The organism is Pseudomonas sp. AG1028 (genome assembly GCF_007993955.1).
GTDB lineage: Bacteria > Pseudomonadota > Gammaproteobacteria > Pseudomonadales > Pseudomonadaceae > Aquipseudomonas > Aquipseudomonas straminea.
This window is the reverse complement of the sequence record NZ_VIVP01000002.1, coordinates 92,195-110,507: the sequence shown is the minus strand read 5'-3', so window position 1 is coordinate 110,507 and position 18,313 is coordinate 92,195. Positions and strand designations below refer to the sequence as shown.

Here is an 18,313-nt window from a genome sequence, read left to right as displayed (position 1 = left end):
TCCAGAATCCTGAAGTGGTCAGGCCCTAGCAATAACCCACCGAACCCGCCCCGTCTTGTTTCTGCATGCCGAACTCTTGTGCCGCCGTGACGCATTGCCGGCTCAAGCCAACAGGGTCACCAGAGCACGATGACGGCTTTGGCGTAGCAGCGGCAGGCGAAACCTGAACGACCAAGTTTGTACAATGCACGCCCGCCGGGCTCTGCTGAGAGGTCACCAGCACCCCGACCACCGAAACGAAAATGAGACGAACAAGATGCTGCGGCGCATCAAGGATTGGGCCAAGGCCCTCAAACGGCAAGTCATGGTGCTGTGGTTAAGTTGCAGGCATCCCCAGACGCCGGCGCTTGCCAAGGGGCTGGCCATCGTCGTGGTGGCGTATGCCCTGAGCCCTATCGACCTGATCCCCGACTTCATTCCGGTTCTCGGTTTTCTGGACGATGTGATTCTGCTGCCGCTGGGCATCTGGCTGGTGATGCGCCTGATGCCGGCGAACGTGCTCGAAGAATGCCGTCAGCAGGCGGCCGAGCATGAGCGCAATCGAACACCACGGCCAAGGAGCATGATCGCAGGCGCCCTGATCGTGGTGATCTGGTTGGTTGTCGCTGTTTGGTGTTGGCAAGCCGCCACTCATTATTGGCGACAGAACTAAGCCCGGCGACGTGCCTGGGCTTTAAGTCACGACACTAATCAATCGGCGCTTTTGTCGCCCTGCCCGCTTTCGCGCTGATCAGCATCGACTTCCCGCTCGGCCTCCGAGTTGACCGCCTCCTGCTCCTTCTTCGCGCCGTGGCCCTGGGTCGGGCTGTCGGCGGACGGGCCCTGGTAAGGTTCGGCCGGGCCGTTTTTCTGTTCGACTGTCATGGCGGATCTCCCGTGTTTGCGCAGAACGCCTGCGCTTAAAGGTTGGTGAGACGCCGGATAGACGAAGTGCAACCACCTCGACGGACGGCAGCGGAGCTACCCGCCGTCACCCATCTGCCGCCACGAACCGCAAGCCAACTCCCGGCTCGGTGGCCAGCCAGCGCGGTGAGGCGGCATTGTCGCCCAGGCGCTGACGCAGCTTGCCCACCAGCACCCGCACGTAGTGCAGGTCGTCGTCGTGGGTCTTGCCCCAGATTTCCCGCAGGATCTGCGGCTGGGTCACCACGCGCCCGCTGTTCTTCACCAGCAACGCCAGCAGCGCGTACTCCTTGCGCGCCAGTTGCAGGCGCTCGCCACGCAGCAGCACCTCACGGCGGGCGAGATCGATATGCAGGTCGCCGTCGTCGTAGATAAAAGGTTCATTGCGCTCGCTGCCGTGCTGGCGCAGCAACACGCGGATGCGCGCCATCAGCTCCTGGGTGCCGAAGGGCTTGGTCACGTAATCGTTGGCGCCTGCGTCGAGAGCCGCGACCTTTTCCGTTTCGGCGCCGCGCACGGTGAGCATGATCACCGGCACCCTGCTCCACTCGCGCAGCTGTTTGAGCACCTGGTGGCCATCCAGGTCCGGCAAGCCGATATCCAGCAGCACCAGGTCGGCGCCCTTCTGCGCCAGGCTGAGCAGGCCGCGGCTGCCGTCCTCGGCCTGCTGCACCTCATAACCCTGGGCGCGCAGGCTGATGTCGAGCAGGCGCCTGATCTGCGGCTCATCGTCGATGATCAGGATGCGCGCGCAGGTGGAAGCCGCTTCATTCACGCTCATCGGGTGCCTCCCGTGATTCGTCCGGTGCTAGCAGCGGGATGCTCAGGCGGATCAGCGTGCCCTGCCCGCCTTCACCGGCAAACGCGCTAACGCTGCCGCCGTGAGCACCGATCATGCCCTGGGCGATGGTCAGCCCCAGGCCGGTTCCCTGCTTGCCGCAGTCGCCGCGCTCGATGCTGTAGAACATATCGAAGATGCGCCCACGCTCCTCCTCGGCGATGCCCGGGCCGCGGTCCTGCACGTCCAGCTGCAGGTGGCTGTCGACCTGCCGGGCGAACACCCGGATGCTTTGGCCTGCGGGCGAGAACTTGGCGGCGTTTTCCAACACATTGAACAGGCTCTGCTCGACCAGCGCCGGGTGCACCCACAGCGGCGGTAAGTCGGCGTCCAGCTGCAGGTCGACCAGGACCTGCGGGCGATAGCGGCGCAGCCGACCGGTCGCCGAGCCGACCAGTTCGTCGACGCCGATCCAGCTGCGCTGCAGGGTCAGGCCCTCGTGGCCCAGGCGCGTCATGTCCAGCAGGTTCTGGATGTAACGGTCGAGGCGCTCGCCCTCCTGCTGGATCGTCTGTAACAGGCTGAGGCGATCCTCCTCGTTCATCGCCGCCGAATAGCTGATCAGGCTGCCGGCCGAACCCATCATGGCGGCCAGCGGCGAGCGCAGATCGTGGGACACCGATGAGAGCAGCGCCGAGCGCAGGCGTTCGGTTTCATTGTTAACCCGCGCCGCCTCAAGCTCGGCGACCAGCGTGGTGCGCAGCGCCGCCTGGGCGATGTCCGTGCAGATCGCTTCGGCGAGGCGGCGGTTTTCGGTGCTCAGCTGCCGTTGCTCGGTGTTCTCCTGCAAACCGATGACGCCGATTGCCTGATCGTTACCCAACAGCGGCAGGAACCACCAGGCGGCGCCGGCCAGGGTTTGCGTATGCCGGCCAGCCGGCTGCCCGTGGCTCAAAGCCCAATCGGCGGCGGCCCTGTCCAGCTGGGCGAGCTGCACGCCGGGCGAGTAGCTCTGGCTGGCGCCGACCTGCAGCATGACGGTCGCCCCGAATGCGCGCTCCAGGGTGTTGCGCCCGGCCTGCAGCACCTGCTCCAGATCGGCGGCAGCGCTGAGCTGGCGGCCCAGGTGCTGCAGCACCGAGGCCTGGTTGTTGGCAGCGCGCAAGGTCAGCACCTGCATGCGCAGTTGCGAGGCGAGCCGCCCGGCCACCAGCGCGGCGAGCAGGAACAGCACCACCGTGGTGATGCCCCAGGGCGCGGCGATGATCAGCGTGTAGCGCGGCTCGATGAAGAAGAAGTTGTAGGCCAGAAAACACAGAATGGCCGCCAGAATCGCCGCAGACATGCGCGTGCGCGCCGCCACCACGACCACCGCGACGATAAAGATCATCGACAGGTCCGTGAGGCCGACCCACTGCTCCGCCAGCCCCGCGAAGCCCGTCGCCACCGAGGCGCAAAGGCTGGCGTACAGCGCATCGCGACAGGACAACCAGCGTACCGGCGCGCCTGACCGCCAGCGGGCCCGCGCCTGGGCGCGCGCATGCGGGGAACTGAGGATCACCAGCTCATAATGGGCGCCATGCTGCAGCAGGCGCTGGGTCAGTGTGCGGTTGAACATGCGGGCGATAGGCCGCTCGCGGCTGCGCCCGACCACCAGGGTGGACACCCCGTCATGGGCGGCATGGTCGAGCAGCGTGTCGGCGATCGCGTTGCCATGCAGCACCTGGGTATCGGCGCCCAGGTTACGCGCCAGGGCGAAGGCGCGGTCGAGTTCGGCCTGCCTGGCCGTGTCGATGCCACCTGCACGCTGCACGGTGACCACGCTCCAGGGCGCGTCGCGCAGCTCGGCAAGCCGCCGGCCGGCACGCACCAGGTATTCAGAATTGCCGCTGCCGTCGATGGCGATCAACACCCGCCGGCGCAGCGCCAGAGCGCTGATGCCCTGGGCCGTGTGGGCTTCGCGCAGGTGGTCTTCGATATGGTCGGCCGCCGTCTGCATGGCCAGCTCGCGAAGCGCCGCCAGGTTGGGTGCCGAGAAGAAACGCTGCAGCGCCTGTTCGGCCATGTCCGGCAGGTAGATCTTGCCCTGGTGCAGGCGCTCGATCAGCTCGCCCGGCGGCAGGTCGACCAGGCGGATGTCGCGCAGCCGATCAAGCACCGCATCGGGCACCGTCTCGCTGACCCGAATGCCGGTGATGCGGTGCACGATGTCGTTGAGGCTTTCCAGATGCTGGATGTTCACCGTGCTGTAGACGTCGATGCCCCTGTCCAGCAGCTCCAGCACGTCCTGCCAGCGCCGTTCGTGGCGGCTGCCGGGCGCATTGCGATGGGCCAGTTCGTCGACCAGGACGATGCGCGGGCGGCGTTGCACGATGGCGTCCAGGTCCATCTCGTCCAGCCGGTGGCCCTGGTAGTCGACCTGCCGGCGCGGGATCAGCTCGTGGCCGTCGATCAATGCAGCCGTTTCGCTGCGGCCGTGGGTTTCCACCACGCCAATCACCAGGTCGACACCTTGCTGGCGCAGCTCCCGGGCGCGGGACAGCATGGCGTAGGTCTTGCCCACGCCGGGCGCGGCGCCGAGAAACAGGGTCAGGTGGCCGCTGTCCTGGCGGCGCAGTTCGCCGGCCAGGGCATCGGCGCGCGCTTCACGGTTTTCCTGCATGGCTGCTACCTGTTGTGGGCTTCGTCGAGGGCCAGGTTGAGCAGCAGCACGTTGACCCTGGGTTCACCGAACAGCCCCCATTGCCGGCCCTCGGTGTAGGCGCCGACCAGCGTCTGCACCTCGCCTGGCGACATGCCGCGCTCGCGCGCCACGCGGACGACCTGAATCTGCGCCGCCTCGGGGCTGATGTGCGGGTCGAGGCCGCCGCCGGACTGGGTGAGCAGATCGCCCGGTACGGCAGCAGGCTCGACGCCCTCCTGGCTGGCAACCGCGGCTCGCTGCTCGTCGATGCGTTGGTGCAGCGCCGGGTTGGTGCGCGCCTGGTTGCTGCCGGCCATGGCCATCGGATCATAGCTGGCGGCCGAGGGTCGCGCCTGGAAATAGCCGGGGCTGGTGAAGGGCTGCGCCACCCATTCGGAACCGATGACGGTACCGTTGCGCTCGATGAGGTTGCCGTTCGCCTGCTCGGGAAACAGGCCGTTGCCAATGCCGGTGGCGAGCAGCGAATAGCTCAGGCCGAAGCCCAGCAGGCTGATCAGCGCCAGGACGCAGGCGGGACGCAGCAGATTGCTCTGGGACGCATTAACGTGGTTGGTCATATCGTTCACCCAATGTAGTCGTCTAAACGCCGATGGTTGCCGACAGCAGCATGTCGATCAGCTTGATGGCCGGAAACGGCAGCACCACCCCGCCGATGCCGTAGATCAGCATGTTGCGACGCAGCAGCGCCGTGGCATTGGCAGCGCGCACGCGCACACCGCGCATGGCCAGTGGAATCAGCAGCGGGATGATCAGCGCGTTGAAGATCAGCGCCGACAGCACCGCATTGGTCGGGCTGGAGAGCTGCATCAGGTTGAGCCCGGCCAGGGCCGGAATCGCCCCGGCGAACAGCGCCGGCAGGATGGCGAAGTACTTGGACACGTCGTTGGCCAGCGAGAAGGTGGTCAGCGCACCGCGGGTGATCAGTTGCTGCTTGCCCACCTCCACCACGGCCAGCAGCTTGGCCGGATCTGAATCCAGATCGACCATGTTGCCCGCCTCCTTGGCGGCCTGGGTGCCGGAGTTCATCGCCAGGCCGACGTCCGCCTGGGCCAGCGCCGGCGCGTCGTTGGTGCCGTCGCCGACCATCGCCACCAGGTGACCGCGCTCCTGCTCCTGGCGAATGCGCGCCAGCTTGTCTTCCGGCCGCGCTTCGGCGACGTAGTCGTCGACGCCCGCCTCGGCAGCGATGGCCGCGGCGGTCAGCGGGTTGTCGCCGGTGATCATCACGGTGCGGATGCCCATGGCGCGCAGCTTGGCGAACTTCTCCTGGATGCCGTGCTTGACCACGTCGCTGAGCTCGATCACGCCCAGCACCAGGCGGCCATCGGATACCACCAGCGGCGTGGCGCCCTTACGGGCGACCTGATCGACCAGTTCCTGCAGTTGCGGTGGTACCGAACCGGACATCGCCAGCACATGGCGGCGAATGGCATCGATGGCACCCTTGCGAATCACCTGACCGTCGCTCATATCGAGGCCGGACAGGCGACTCTGGGCACTGAAGGGAATGAAGGTGGCGTCCTTCGGCGCCTCGGCATTGACGCCGTTTTGCCGCGCCAGCTTGACAATGGATTTGCCTTCCGGCGTTGGGTCGGCAAGGGACGACAGCAGCGCGGCTTCCTGCAGGCGGCCGAGCTGCATGCCTGGCAGCACATGGAACTGCGTGGCCTGGCGGTCGCCGTGGGTGATGGTGCCGGTCTTGTCGAGCAGCAGCACGTCGACGTCACCGGCGACCTCCACGGCCTTGCCCGACTTGGCCAGCAGGTTGGCGGACAGCGCGCGGTTCATGCCGGCGATGCCGATGGCCGGCAGCAGGCCACCGATGGTGGTCGGGATCAGGCACACCAGCAGCGCGATCAGCAGCAGCGGATCGATCTGGATGCCGACGAAGGCGGCGATGGCGGGCAGCGTGATGACCACGATAAGAAAGGTCAGGGTCATGGTGGTCAGCAGCAGGCCCAGGGCGATTTCATTGGGCGTCTTCTGCCGGTTGGCACCTTCGACCAGGGCGATCATGCGGTCCAGGAAGCTGTCGCCCGGCTGGGCGGTGACCTCGACGATGATCTGGTCGGACAGCACCTTGGTGCCGCCGATCACCCCGGAGCGGTCGGTGCCGGCCTCGCGCAGCACCGGCGCGGATTCACCGGTGACCGCCGACTCGTTGATGCTCGCCAGCCCCTCGATGATCTCGCCATCGGCGGGAATGATCTCGCCCTGCGCCACGATCACCAGATCGCCCGGGCGCAGTTCGCTGGCGGCGATGCGCTGCGGCTCATCGCGCTCGCTCAGGCTTTTCAGGCGACGGGCGACCAGATCCTTGCGCGCCTTGCGCAGCGAATCGGCCTGGCCGCGCCCGCGGGCCTCGGCCACCGCCTCGGCGAAGTTGGCGAACAGCACCGTGACCAGCAACAGCAAGGTGACGTTCCAGCCGATGGCGGGCGTGCTCTTGCCCAGCAGGGTCAGCACCGCGCAGAGCAGCGTGCCGAGCCAGACCACGGCCATCACCGGGTTCCTGAAGGCGTTATTCGGCGCGAGCTTGGCGAAGGCAGCCAGAGTGGCGCTCTTCACGCCGGCGCTGTCGAGCAGCGCCGGACGTTTGACCACAGCAGAATGTTGGGTTATCTGAGTCATGGAAATCAGCCTCAACGGATGATGAACTGCAGGTGGTCGGCCACAGGCCCCAGCACCAGCACGGGCATGAATTGCAGCAGGGTGAGGATGGCGATGATGGCCATCAGCGTGAGCGCGAAGGTCGGCGTCTCAATCTGCAGGGTGCCCGGCCCTTCCGGGGTCACCCGCTTGCGCGCCAGCATCGCGGCGATGATCAGCGGCAGGATCAGCGCCGGGTAGCGACCCAGGATAAGCGCCACCACGCAGGTCAGGTTCCACCAGTAGGTGGCATCGCCAAGCCCCTCGAAACCCGAACCGTTATTGGCGAAGGCCGAGGTGTACTCGTAGAGCACCTGACTGATGGCGTGGGCACCGGGGTTGGAGGTGCCGGCCAGATCCGGCAGCAGCAGCGTGAGCGCGGTGAAACCCAGAACCACCAGCGGCTGCAGCAGTATCAGCACGGCCAGGCACTTCACTTCCGGCGCCTCGATCTTGCGGCCAAACAGCTCCGGCGTACGGCCGGTCATCAAACCGGCGAGGAACACGCTCAGCAGCAGGTACACGAGAAACTGCTGCAGGCCACAGCCAATGCCGCCCCAGATCGCGTTCACCAGCATGTTGGCGATGGCCACCATGCCGGTCAGCGGCGCCAGGGAGTCATGCATGGCGTTCACCGAGCCGTTGCTGGTCTGGGTGGTCACCGCGGCCCAGAGCGCCGAGGCGTCGGCGCCGAAGCGCACCTCCTTGCCTTCCATCAAGGCGCTGTCACTGCTGCTCGCCGAGTGCCCTTCGGACCACAGCGCGACGCCGGCCGACATCAGCGACATGCTCAGCATGCAGCCGAAGATCAGCGCGGTGAGCTTGGCTCGGCCGGTCAGGCTGCCGACCATGAACACCACGCTCATCGGCAGCAGGATGATGGCCAGCGTCTCCAGCAGATTGCTCAGTGGCGTTGGGTTCTCCAGTGGCGCGGCGCTGTTGGGGCCGTACCAGCCACCACCGTTGGTGCCCAGCTGCTTGGCCGCGACCATGGCGGCGACCGGGCCGAGCGGGATCTTCTGCTCGCTCATCTGCGCGGCGCCATCCAGCGGTTTCGCCAGCGGCCCGCCATCCAGGGTGGCAGGCACTCCCTGCCAGGTCAGCAATACCGAAAGCACCAGGCACAGCGGCAGGAACAGCCGCACCGTCGGGCGGATGAGGTCTGCCCAGAAGTTGCCGACATCGGCAGCCTCATCCCTGCCCACCTGCCGGCGCCCGCCGAACAGGCCACGCAGCGTCGCCACCACCAGTGCCAGGCCCATCATCGGCGTGATCACCTGCAGGCCCACGATGGCGGTCATTTGCGACAGGTAGGAAAGCTGCGCCTGCCCGGAGTAGTGCTGCTGGTTGGTGTTGGTCAGAAATGAAACCGCGGTATGCAGCGCCAGATCCCAACGCATATTGGGCGCCGCATTGGGGTTGAGCGGCAGCCACTGCTGGGTCATCAGCATCAGCCATACCAGCAGGCCAAGCACCAGGTTGCTGAGCAGAAAGGCGCCGGCGTAAGTCCTCCAGCCCATACCCTGAGCCGGGCTTACGCCGAGCAGCCGATACAGCGGCCGCTCCACCCACGTAAACAGCCGATCCCCGCGCATCGGCGCACCGCGCATAACGGCCGCCAGGTAGCGACCCAGTGGCCAAGCCAGCGCGATGGCCAAGCCAAAAACGAACAGAAATTCAGTCATGATCCATGCCTGCGATGCCGTAACGGCGACGAGGAGATTGTTGGATCTATGGCTGTAAAGTCTCTATTGCGCTAAGGCCGAGATGCATAAATTAAACGTAAATAACGCGAGTTTGGTGGTGCTGGAGTAGTGGTATTTTCTTCGCCGATTTAGTGCTGCCTGTTTTGGCTGCGCCACGTCAGGATGGGTTTTGCAGATACAGCTAAGCAGGAATCTCGCCCGTGTCAGCCCTCATCACTGCGCCTCAGGTTCAGAGTTAAATGCATCAACTCTATCTTCACGCCACACGTGCAAAGCCAACGCCAGCGAGAGGGAAAACAGCGCGGCCAGATGGCCCATTATCATGATCGACGCCACCTTTTCGGGCTCTTGGGCATAGCGCTCGGCGAACATGAAGTTGAGCACCGCTGGCAATCAGCATACAGGTCAGCGGCGTCGCTACGGCGCCGAACGTGCCAATACGGGGGCGGTGTTCAGGAGCACGCCCAGGGCGAATAGCAGTAGCAGCAGCCCCATGTTGCCGGCGTTCTTGAACATCATCGGCGGCAGCAGGGTTTTCGGTGCATAACCCAGCCGGCGGGCGATGGGCCAGCCGAGCAAGCCGGAACCGAGCACGATGACCAGGCCGCCGAGGGCAATCATCTGCACCTCGGCCAGGTCGACGGATTTGCTCGCCAGCACGGAGAAGATCAACGTGGGCACGAAGATGCCCATGTTGACCTGATTGGTCGCGAGCATGTCAGGGCGATGCTTGCGGCCATACAGGCAGCCAACCGCAATGACCGCGCACACGGGGAAGACGATGCTCACGATCTGCACGAGCATCGGGCAACCTTAGTCGCTGGCGAGTGGGTGGTGCTGGGCGACTCAGCCCTGCGTTGGCGTACCGTTGAGGGCGTAGTAGCTGCGGATCACCTGGCTGTCGTCAGCCCGGCCCTCGCCGCGCCCGGAGGTGGCGAGGAACAGTTGGTGAGCTACCGCAGCAATCGGCAACGCGGCCTGCGCGTCGCGCCCGGCTTCGAGGACGATGCCCAGATCCTTGACGAAGATGTCCACCGCACTGCTGACCTCGGGCTCAGCCTGGAGCATGCGCGGGCCGCGATCCTTGAGCATCCAGCTCGACGCCGCCGAGCCGCCCATGATTTCCAGCAACACCGGCAGATCGACACCGACTTTCGCCGCCAGCGCAAAGGCTTCGGCGACCACGGCAATATGCACACCACACAGCAACTGGTTGACGGCTTTGACCGTAGCGCCCTGGCCAGCACGCTCGCCGACATGGAAGAGGCGTTGACCGATGCCTTCGAACACCGGCTGCAGTGCCTCGAAGGTGGCGTATTCGCAGGCGGCCATAATGGTCAGCGAACCGGCGATGGCGCCTGCAGTGCCGCCCGACACCGGAGCGTCGACGAAGCGGCGCCCAGTCACGGTGACGCGCGCGGCGATGCGCTCGACCGCAGTGGGTGGACAGGTGGCCATCAGGCAGACGATGCCATTCTCAGCCAGTGCCTCCAATGCGCCATTGTCGAACAGCACCTGCTCAGCCTGGGCGGCATTGACCACCATCAGGACCAGCACATCGGCATCTTTGGCGGCAGAGGCTGCGTCCGCAGCCGGCTGCGCACCGGCCTGAGCGAGCGTGGCAAGCGCCACAGGGTTGAGATCGATACCGCGCACGCGATGGCCGGCGGCGAGCAGGTTCTTGGCCATGGGCAAGCCCATCGAGCCAAGCCCGGCAAATGCAATTGTGGTCATGGAGATTCCTTGCCTGGCATGGCCCCTGCTCACGCAGGGGCCATGCCAATCAGTAGAGGGTGAAGGCTGGCACGAAGGAGATCAGCCCGAGCACCGTGAACGCCACCAGGTAGAAGGGCCATAGCTCACGCACTACCGCGCCCACCCGCTCACGCGAGATTGCCGCTGCGATGAACAACGTGGTGCCGACCGGCGGAGTGAAGAGACCCATGCTCAGGTTCACCGCCATCATGATGCCGAGCTGGATCGGATCCAGGCCGATGGCGTTGCCGATGGCCACCAGGGTCGGGCCGAGCAGCAGGATCGCCGCTGGCAGGTCGAGGAACATCCCCACCGTCAGCATGATCAGGTTCAGCATCAGGATGACCATCCATGGCGACTGCAGGGTTTGCGCCGTCCATTCGGCCACTGCGGTCGGGATCGCTTCGACGGTCAGCACGTAGCCCACCAAGTTGGAAGCGGCGATCACCAGCATCACCACGCCCGTCGTCACGGCGGTATGCACCAGCGCATCGTAGATGCGGCGCAAGGTCAGGTCGCGATACACCAGCGTGCTCACCAGCAGACCGTAGAACACCGCCAGCGCGCTGACTTCGGTCGGCGTGGCGATACCAGTGCGCAGCAGGATCACGATGAACGCCGGCATCCCCAGCGCCGGAGCGGCTGCCAGGGTCGCACGCAGCACGCCCTTGAGCGTGACCTCATCGGTCAGGCGCTTGAAGCCGCGCAGACGGCCCGACAGGTAGCAGACGATCATGAAGCCAGCGGCCAGCATCAGGCCAGGCAGGATGCCGGCGAGAAACAGCGAGGCAATCGACTGGTTGGATACCGTGGCGAACAGGATCAGCGGGATCGACGGCGGAATCAGGCAGGCGATGGTCGCCGACGAGGCCGTGGCCGCCGCGGCAAACGCGCCCGGATAGCCTTCGCGCTTCTGCCAGGGGATCAGCATCGAGCCGAGCGCCGAGGCTTCCGCCACAGCCGAACCCGAGACGCCGCCGAACACCGTGGAGCCGACCACCGTCACCTGGCCCAGACCACCGTGAAAACGACCGACCAGCAGGGTGGCGAAGTGGATCAGGCGCTTGCCCAGCGTGCCGCCCATCATCAGGCTGCCCGAGAGCATGAAGAACGGGATCGCCAGCAGCGGGAAGCTCTGCGTCGGTTGGAAGATCTTCACCACCGCGGCCACGCTGGGCATTTCACCGATGGTCACCGCCGCCAGGCCTGCGCTGATAATCAGCGCGTAGCCAACCGGTAGAGCCAGTGCCATCAGGACACCAAAGACCAGGAGCATCATTAAGGTCATACACCCTCCTCGATCTGATGGGTACGCACGGCAAGCGGGTCGCTTGCCCGCAGCAGGTGAACGAGCGTGGTCAACGCGGTGAGGCCCAGCCCGACGAAGCCGACGATCAGCGACAGGTAGGCCCATTTCGCCGTGATGCCGGTCATTGGGTAGATTTCACTGCCAGTGATCTCGACGACGTCGAGCCCGACCCACGTCAGGTAAAGGAAGGCCACGGCAATCAGCACCTGATGCCCGGCCACCAGTACCCGGTTGCCGACGCGCCCGATCATGCTGTGCAATGCGGTAACGGCGATGTGCTGGCCGCGTTGGGCAGCCAGGACGATGCCGCCCATGATCAGCCACGGGAACAGCAGGTTGGGGATCTCGGTGGGCCAGCCCATGCTCTGGTTGGTGATGTAGCGCGCCACCACCTCGGCCATCAGGGACAGGAACATGACGACCATGGCGGTGAGTGCGACCACTGTACTGATGGCCACGATGAGCGTGTCGATCCATTTCGCAGCCACGGCGATGACGCCTCCAGGCGCCGCAGCGCTGGAAGAAATATGCGCGGCCATGCTTACTTGCTCGCTTCCGAGACGATTAGCTCTACGAGCTCGGGGTACTGCTTCGACCACTTGTCGTAGACCGACTTGGTCTTGGCAGCGAATGCGGCCTGGTCGATCTCGTTGATCTGCACGCCGGCCTCGGTGAGCTTGCTGCGCAGCTCTGTATCCGCCGCCAGCGACATCTCACGATTGAGCTTGCCGGCTTCCACCGCAGCTTCCTTGATCGCCGCCTGATCGGCTTTGGACAAGCCCGCCCAAATCATCTTGCTGGCCAGCAGTGGCGTGGTTTCGTATTTGTGCCCGGTCAGCGAGATGTACTTCTGCACCTCGTACAACTTGGACGAGTAGACGTTCATCAGCGGGTTCTCCTGACCGTCGAAGACGCCCTGCTGCAGTGCGATGTACAGCTCGGAGAAGGCCAGCGGGCCCGGGTTGGCACCCAGCGCCTTGAAGATGTCCAGAGTCATGGTGTCAGGCGGGGTACGCACCTTGATGCCCTGCAGATCTTCGGGTTTGACGATGGGGCGCTTGTTGTTGCTGGTGTGGCGGATGCCGTTGTCCCACAGCGCCAATACCACCAGCCCTTTCTTGTTGGCGGCCTCGTCGAGCTTGGCACCGACCGGGCCGTCGACCACCTGGTAGGCATGCTCGAGATCGCGGAACAGGAACGGCAGGCCGACCACGTTGAACTCCGGCACCACGCCGGCGGTACTGCCCTGGGAGTTGGTGCTGAAGGCCAGCGAGCCCAGGCGCATGTTGGTCAGGGACTCGACGTCGTCGCCGAATTGCGCGCTGCCGCCAACCTCGACCTTGACACGGCCCTCGGTCTTCTCGGCAACCAGTTCGGCGAATTTCTGCGAGGCCACCGCCTTCGGGTTACCCGGCGCAGCGTTATGGGAAAGGCGCAGCACTTGCTGAGACCAGCTGGTGGAGGCAGTAGCCAGTGCGAAGGTCGCCGCGATTGCGATCAGTGTCTTCTTCATGAGCTTAACCCTACTTTTCTTATTGATATTGTCTGTATTAAGTACTGCACATTACTCGTGCAGGCCCTCTTTTGGCCTGCACGTAAACAACCGGCGTAATCCTCAGCCGTGGATGAGCATGCCTCCGTTGACGTCGATCACGGCACCGGTGATGTAGGCCGACAGGTTCGAGGCGAGGAACAGGTAGGCACCGGCCACTTCCTCGGCGTTGCCCAGGCGGTTGAGCGGGATGCTGGCGGCGATCTCGGCCTTCTGCTGATCGCTGAGCTTGCCGGCGCTGATATCGGTCTGGATCAGGCCGGGCGTCACGCAGTTGACGCGAATGTTGCTCGGGCCGAACTCGCGCGCCATGGCCTTGGCCAGGCCCAGCACACCGGCTTTGGCCGCCGAGTAATGCGGGCCGCCGAGAATACCGCCGCCACGCTGGGCCGATACCGAGGACATACAGGCAATCGCGCCACCGCCCTGCGCCTGCATATGCGGGATGACCGCCTGGGACAGGTAGAGCACGCCGCGCAGGTTGACGTCGAGGATGCGATCCCAGCTCACCGGGTCGATCTCCAGGGTCTTCACCGGCTGAGTGATGCCGGCGTTGTTGATCAGCACATCGATCTGGCCGAAGTCGGCGATGGCGCGCTCGGTGGCCTTGAGGCAGGCGTCCTTGTCCGCCACGTTGCAGGCGTAGCCACGGTGCTCGGGGCCGATGGCGGCAGCGGCCTCGATGGCAGCCCCTTCATCCAGATCGAGAATCGCCACCTTGGCGCCGTGGCTGGCGAACAGGCGAGCGGTGGCCAGGCCGATACCGCGCGCCGAGGCCGCGCCCGAGATCATGGCGACCTTGCCAGCGAGAAGAAGAGCGTTATTCATGCAAAAGATCCTTGCAGTAGCGCCGGCAAGCGGCGCGTGGAAATGTGGGTCAGCGTGACGCCGCGTTCAGCCGAGCCAGCCCTTGATGGTGGCCGACATCGCCTCGGTGGAAATCCCGTAGCGGTCGTGCAGGGTCGGCAGCGCGCCGGCGTCGAGGAAGGCATCGGGTAGTGCGATCTGACGAAATTGCGGGGTCACACCAGCGGTCAACAGCGCGGTCGCGACGGCTTCACCAAGGCCGCCAATCGAGCTGTGGTTCTCGGCCACGACCACCAGACGGCCGGCGCGGCCGGCTTCAAGCAGGATGGTCGTGACATCCAACGGCTTGATGGTCGGCACGTGCAGCACACCGACGTCGACCTTGTCCGCCTCCAATGCCTTGGCCACTTCCAGTGCGCGCATGGTCAGAATCCCGGACGAGATCACCAGCACATCACGGCCGTCGCGCAGCATCTTGGCCTTGCCCAGTTCGAAGCTGTAGCCGTATTCGTCGAGCACCAGCGGCACGTTGCCACGCAGCAGACGCATGTAAACCGGGCCATTGTGATCGGCGATCTGCGCCACGGCCTGTTCGGTGTCGAGCGCATCGCAGGGGTCGACGATGGTCATGCCGGGGATGCCACGCATCAGCGCGATGTCCTCGGTGGCCTGGTGGCTGGGGCCGTAGCCGGTGGTGAGGCCGGGCAGCGCGCAGCACAGTTTGACGTTGAGGTTTTCCTCGGCGATCACCTGGTGCACGAAGTCATAGGCGCGGCGGGTGCCGAACACCGCGTAGGTGGTGGCGAACGGCACGAAGCCTTCCTTGGCCATGCCGCCGGCGGCGGCCATCAGCAGTTGCTCGGCCATGCCCATCTGGAAGAAGCGATCCGGGTAAGCCTGACCGAACAGGTGCAGGTCGGTGTACTTGGCCAGGTCGGCAGTCAGGCCAACGATCTCCGGGCGGTTGGCGGCCAACTCGACCAGGGCCTTGCCGAACGGGGCCGACTGTACGCGCTGCCCTTCGGAGGCAATCGAGGCAATCATCGCCGAGGTGGTCAGGCGGGGTTTCTTGGCGGTGGTGCTCATCGGGCGACTCCCTGGGCTTGGTCGAGAATATCGAGGGCCTGCTGCCACTCGGCCTGGTCGACACGAATGAAGTGGTTCTTCTCGCGGGTTTCGAGGAATGGCACGCCCTTGCCCATCAGGGTGTCGCAGAGGATCACGCGAGGCTTGGCTTCGGTGAGGTTGCGCGCGGTGTCGAAGGCCTCGATGACCGCGGCGAGGTCGTTGCCGTCGACACGCTGTACGTGCCAGCCGAACGCCGCCCACTTGTCAGCGAGCGGCTCGAAGCCCAGCACCTTGGTCGAAGGGCCATCCGCTTGCTGGTTGTTGATGTCCACCAGGCAGATCAGATTACCCAGGCCATGGTGAGCCGCGCTCATCGCGGCTTCCCAGGTCGAACCTTCGTCCAGTTCGCCATCGGACATCGAGTTGTAGACGAACGCCGGGTTGCCCTTCAGGCGCAGGCCGAGCGCCATGCCCACGGCAATCGGCAGGCCCTGGCCGAGCGAGCCACCCGACATTTCCATGCCTGGCGTGTAGGTCGCCATGCCCGACATGGGCAGGCGGCTGTCATCGCTGCCGTAGGTTTCCAGTTCTTCTTCGGGGATGACCTTCGCCTCGATCAACGCCGCGTAGAAGGCGATGGCGTAATGGCCGTGGGACAATAGGAAGCGGTCGCGACCTTCCCAGGTGGGGTCTTCGGGGCGCAGGTTCAGCGCATGGCAGTAAGCGGTCGCCAGCACGTCGGCGTAACCAAGCGCCTGACCGACGTAACCTTGGCCTTGGACCTCACCCATCTGCAGCGCGAAGCGGCGGATGCGATAGGCGCCCTCGGCAACCTTGGCGTGGACGGAAGAATTATTGTTCTGCACGCGGTTCTCCTTAATACGGCCCGGCGTTTGAAGCTACCGGTGCCTGATCGTCTCGGTCGGAGAAGCAAATCTCCTAACTGCCGAACGTCCTAGAAGGCCGCTCAACCAGTGAGTTCAAGGCTATTCGCTTGATTTTTTGCGCTCAAACGAATAATCAAGCCATATAGATGAACTGAACTCATGTGAAAGCGCGATGCAAAGCCGAACCTCTCTCAAGGCAATTCAGGCGTTCGAAGCGGCAGCGAGGCTGTCGTCCTTCGCACTCGCCGCAGAAGAACTGTTCGTTACACCCTCGGCGATCAGCCATCAGATAAAACTTTTGGAAGAGCAGTTTGGTGTGCGCCTGTTCCACCGCGTTCACCGCGCAGTGGTGCTGACCGATGCCGGCCGTGTGTATGCGGAAGAGGTTTCGGCGGCCTTTGCCAGGATCGACATCGCCACCCGCGAACTAGGGCGCACGGCCAAAAGCGACATCCTCACCGTGCACTCCACACCGAGTTTCGCGACTCAATGGTTGATGCCGCGCCTGGCCCGGTTCAGCGCCCTTGAACCGGATATCGACGTGCGGCTGAATGCTTCGTATCCAGCCCCTGCCGATCTCCTGACTCAGGGTGTGGATATCGATATCCGCTATGGCATGAAACGCCTGCAACCAGCCGGCACCATGGTGCTGCCCTTTCCGGCCGAGACCATCGTGCCGCTTTGCGCACCATCGCTGGCCAATGGTGAACAGCAGATTCGTGTACCAGAAGATCTGCGCCATCACATGCTGATACACAGCGAGGTCTGCCTAGTGAGCTGGCGCGATTGGATGCGCCAGCATCGCAAGGTGACCCTCGACATATCCCGCGGGCCACGCTTTGATCGTTCATTCATGGCGATCAGCGCCGCAGTGGATGGCCAGGGTATATGTCTGGAGAGCTTGCTGCTCGTGCAACGCGAACTCGAGACAGGGCGCCTGGTAGCGCCCTTCGGGCTTGAAGGCCCCAGAGTCCAGGGTTATACCTTTAATGTCCTTAAGTCATACGCGGAGCTTCCAAAGATACGCAGCTTCCAGGACTGGCTATTCAACGAACTTGAAGATCACCACTCGCCAAACAAGCCAACGCGGGCAGTCAAAAGAAGCAGCTAACGCTGATCGCGCGTATTAGTGCTCCTTACCTCAAATGCCTAAATCTTTGATCAAGAGCTACAGTCCGTAGGACTGCCGTCCGAGCAACAGTAACCAGAGCCGAATCATTCGCCATATGTGCATAAACAGGCTTCTGAAAAATTGAAGCGGTCCACGCCTAGGCCTCGCTAGCCCAGCTGCGTAGAAGTTGGCAGAAATGCTCCGCCGCTCTGGAAACGGGGCGATCCGTCGGGGTCGTCAGGCCGACTGGAGCGCGTAATAGCGGGCTGGAGAACGGCAGCGCCCTGACGATCCCCAAGCGCAAATCCAGGTCGACCACGCCGCGTTGTACGAACCATACGGCGTTATGGTCCTGCACATACACGCGAGAAAAGGTTTCGCTAAGCGACTCGAAAATTTGCAAGCCTTCGCCGGCATTTTGCGAGAGCAGAAAGTTGTCAACGCTGGTGCGCACCAGTGTGCCCTGTGGTGAGGCGATCAACACGTAGGGGCGCAGGTCTTCGAGATGCAGGCGCTCCAATCCCGCGAGCGGGTGATCGTGGCGTACCACCATCAGCAGGTCTTCTTCATAAAGCGCTTCGAACATCACGCCGAGCATGTCACGACCAATCAGCCGGCCGACGATCAGGTCGATATCGCGGGTGCGCAACTTGCCCACCAGATATTCGTACACACCGGATAACACCTGTACCCGTACCTGCGGATAACGCTCACGCATTTGAGCGATTACTGGCGCCAGCATGTATCCCGCGGCCGTCGGCAAAGCGCCGATACGCAACAGCTCCGGCGCATGGTCGGCAACCTGCGCCTGATCCATGGCCTGGTTGAAACTGGCCAGGGTCTGCGCAGCGTGCTTGTGGAAGGTCTCTCCCGCCTGGGTGAGTTGCATGCCCTTGCGGCCACGAATCACCAACTGAACGCCCAGCTCGTGCTCCAGCTCCTTGAGGCTCTTGGAGACGGCGGAGAGGGTGATGTGCAAGAGCTTGGCCGCCGTGGCGAGGCTGCCGGAGCTGACTACAGCGAGAAATACCCGCAGGTGACGAAGGCTGATGGTGGATTGGCTCATGGAGGCGGCCCGAGTTAA

General features: G+C 64.3%; 18 protein-coding genes. 2 read left to right on the top strand and 16 right to left on the bottom strand.

What is annotated here, in order from left to right:
* Window positions 1-256 precede the first annotated feature (256 nt).
* A complete protein-coding gene (locus tag FB481_RS03490) occupies window positions 257-652 on the top strand; it encodes a YkvA family protein (protein ID WP_178109828.1) in 396 nt (131 codons plus the stop codon).
* A 38-nt stretch (window positions 653-690) separates the two neighbouring features.
* Here the strand turns inward: FB481_RS03490 and FB481_RS23150 are convergent, their stop codons facing one another.
* From FB481_RS23150 to FB481_RS03425, 15 genes are all read right to left on the bottom strand, one after another.
* The gene (locus FB481_RS23150; RefSeq protein ID WP_167363107.1) at window positions 691-864 is read right to left on the bottom strand and encodes a hypothetical protein; all 174 of its coding nucleotides are present in this window, start codon (window positions 862-864) and stop codon (window positions 691-693) included.
* Window positions 865-970: 106 nt separating this feature from the next.
* Complete coding sequence (locus tag FB481_RS03485) at window positions 971-1,684, bottom strand: response regulator (protein ID WP_147175088.1); 714 nt, start codon at window positions 1,682-1,684, stop codon at window positions 971-973.
* Window positions 1,671-4,343, bottom strand: a complete 2,673-nt coding sequence (locus FB481_RS03480) for a sensor histidine kinase KdpD (RefSeq protein WP_147175087.1) — start codon at window positions 4,341-4,343, stop codon at window positions 1,671-1,673. The genes FB481_RS03485 and FB481_RS03480 overlap by 14 nt, the downstream gene beginning before the upstream one ends.
* A gap of 5 nt (window positions 4,344-4,348) precedes the next feature.
* Complete coding sequence (gene kdpC / locus FB481_RS03475; RefSeq protein ID WP_093502309.1) at window positions 4,349-4,942, bottom strand: potassium-transporting ATPase subunit KdpC; 594 nt, start codon at window positions 4,940-4,942, stop codon at window positions 4,349-4,351.
* Between the two features lie 22 nt (window positions 4,943-4,964).
* Entirely contained in the window at window positions 4,965-7,016 is a 2,052-nt protein-coding gene (kdpB, locus tag FB481_RS03470) for a potassium-transporting ATPase subunit KdpB (protein WP_147175086.1), read from the bottom strand.
* A gap of 11 nt (window positions 7,017-7,027) precedes the next feature.
* Window positions 7,028-8,719 carry a potassium-transporting ATPase subunit KdpA gene (kdpA, locus tag FB481_RS03465; RefSeq protein WP_147175085.1) on the bottom strand — a complete coding sequence of 564 codons (1,692 nt, stop codon included), beginning with the start codon at window positions 8,717-8,719 and terminating at the stop codon, window positions 7,028-7,030.
* Between the two features lie 234 nt (window positions 8,720-8,953).
* A complete protein-coding gene (locus FB481_RS23305; protein WP_244154129.1) occupies window positions 8,954-9,112 on the bottom strand; it encodes a hypothetical protein in 159 nt (52 codons plus the stop codon).
* Between the two features lie 45 nt (window positions 9,113-9,157).
* Window positions 9,158-9,544: a hypothetical protein gene (locus FB481_RS03460; RefSeq protein WP_244154130.1), complete on the bottom strand. Its 387-nt coding sequence runs from the start codon at window positions 9,542-9,544 to the stop codon at window positions 9,158-9,160.
* A gap of 42 nt (window positions 9,545-9,586) precedes the next feature.
* A complete protein-coding gene (locus FB481_RS03455; protein WP_147175084.1) occupies window positions 9,587-10,474 on the bottom strand; it encodes an NAD(P)-dependent oxidoreductase in 888 nt (295 codons plus the stop codon).
* Window positions 10,475-10,523: 49 nt separating this feature from the next.
* On the bottom strand, window positions 10,524-11,771 hold the full coding sequence (locus FB481_RS03450; RefSeq protein ID WP_256662708.1) for a TRAP transporter large permease: 1,248 nt from the start codon (window positions 11,769-11,771) through the stop codon (window positions 10,524-10,526).
* A gap of 8 nt (window positions 11,772-11,779) precedes the next feature.
* Window positions 11,780-12,343 (bottom strand): TRAP transporter small permease, encoded by a 564-nt coding sequence (locus tag FB481_RS03445; RefSeq protein ID WP_093502319.1) that lies wholly within the window; start codon window positions 12,341-12,343, stop codon window positions 11,780-11,782.
* A gap of 2 nt (window positions 12,344-12,345) precedes the next feature.
* Window positions 12,346-13,317, bottom strand: a complete 972-nt coding sequence (locus FB481_RS03440; protein WP_093502321.1) for a TRAP transporter substrate-binding protein — start codon at window positions 13,315-13,317, stop codon at window positions 12,346-12,348.
* Between the two features lie 102 nt (window positions 13,318-13,419).
* Window positions 13,420-14,184, bottom strand: coding sequence for an SDR family NAD(P)-dependent oxidoreductase (locus FB481_RS03435; protein WP_093502323.1), 765 nt, complete (start codon window positions 14,182-14,184; stop codon window positions 13,420-13,422).
* Between the two features lie 66 nt (window positions 14,185-14,250).
* Window positions 14,251-15,249 carry a transketolase family protein gene (locus FB481_RS03430; protein ID WP_093502325.1) on the bottom strand — a complete coding sequence of 333 codons (999 nt, stop codon included), beginning with the start codon at window positions 15,247-15,249 and terminating at the stop codon, window positions 14,251-14,253.
* A complete protein-coding gene (locus FB481_RS03425; protein ID WP_093502327.1) occupies window positions 15,246-16,097 on the bottom strand; it encodes a transketolase in 852 nt (283 codons plus the stop codon). The genes FB481_RS03430 and FB481_RS03425 overlap by 4 nt, the downstream gene beginning before the upstream one ends.
* A 193-nt stretch (window positions 16,098-16,290) precedes the next feature.
* On the opposite strand from FB481_RS03425, the gene gcvA reads away from it, so the two are divergent.
* Window positions 16,291-17,229: a transcriptional regulator GcvA gene (gcvA, locus tag FB481_RS03420; protein WP_147175083.1), complete on the top strand. Its 939-nt coding sequence runs from the start codon at window positions 16,291-16,293 to the stop codon at window positions 17,227-17,229.
* Window positions 17,230-17,386: 157 nt separating this feature from the next.
* Here gcvA and FB481_RS03415 read toward each other — a convergent pair whose 3' ends face one another.
* Window positions 17,387-18,295 carry a LysR substrate-binding domain-containing protein gene (locus FB481_RS03415; RefSeq protein WP_147175082.1) on the bottom strand — a complete coding sequence of 303 codons (909 nt, stop codon included), beginning with the start codon at window positions 18,293-18,295 and terminating at the stop codon, window positions 17,387-17,389.
* Window positions 18,296-18,313: the final 18 nt, after the last annotated feature.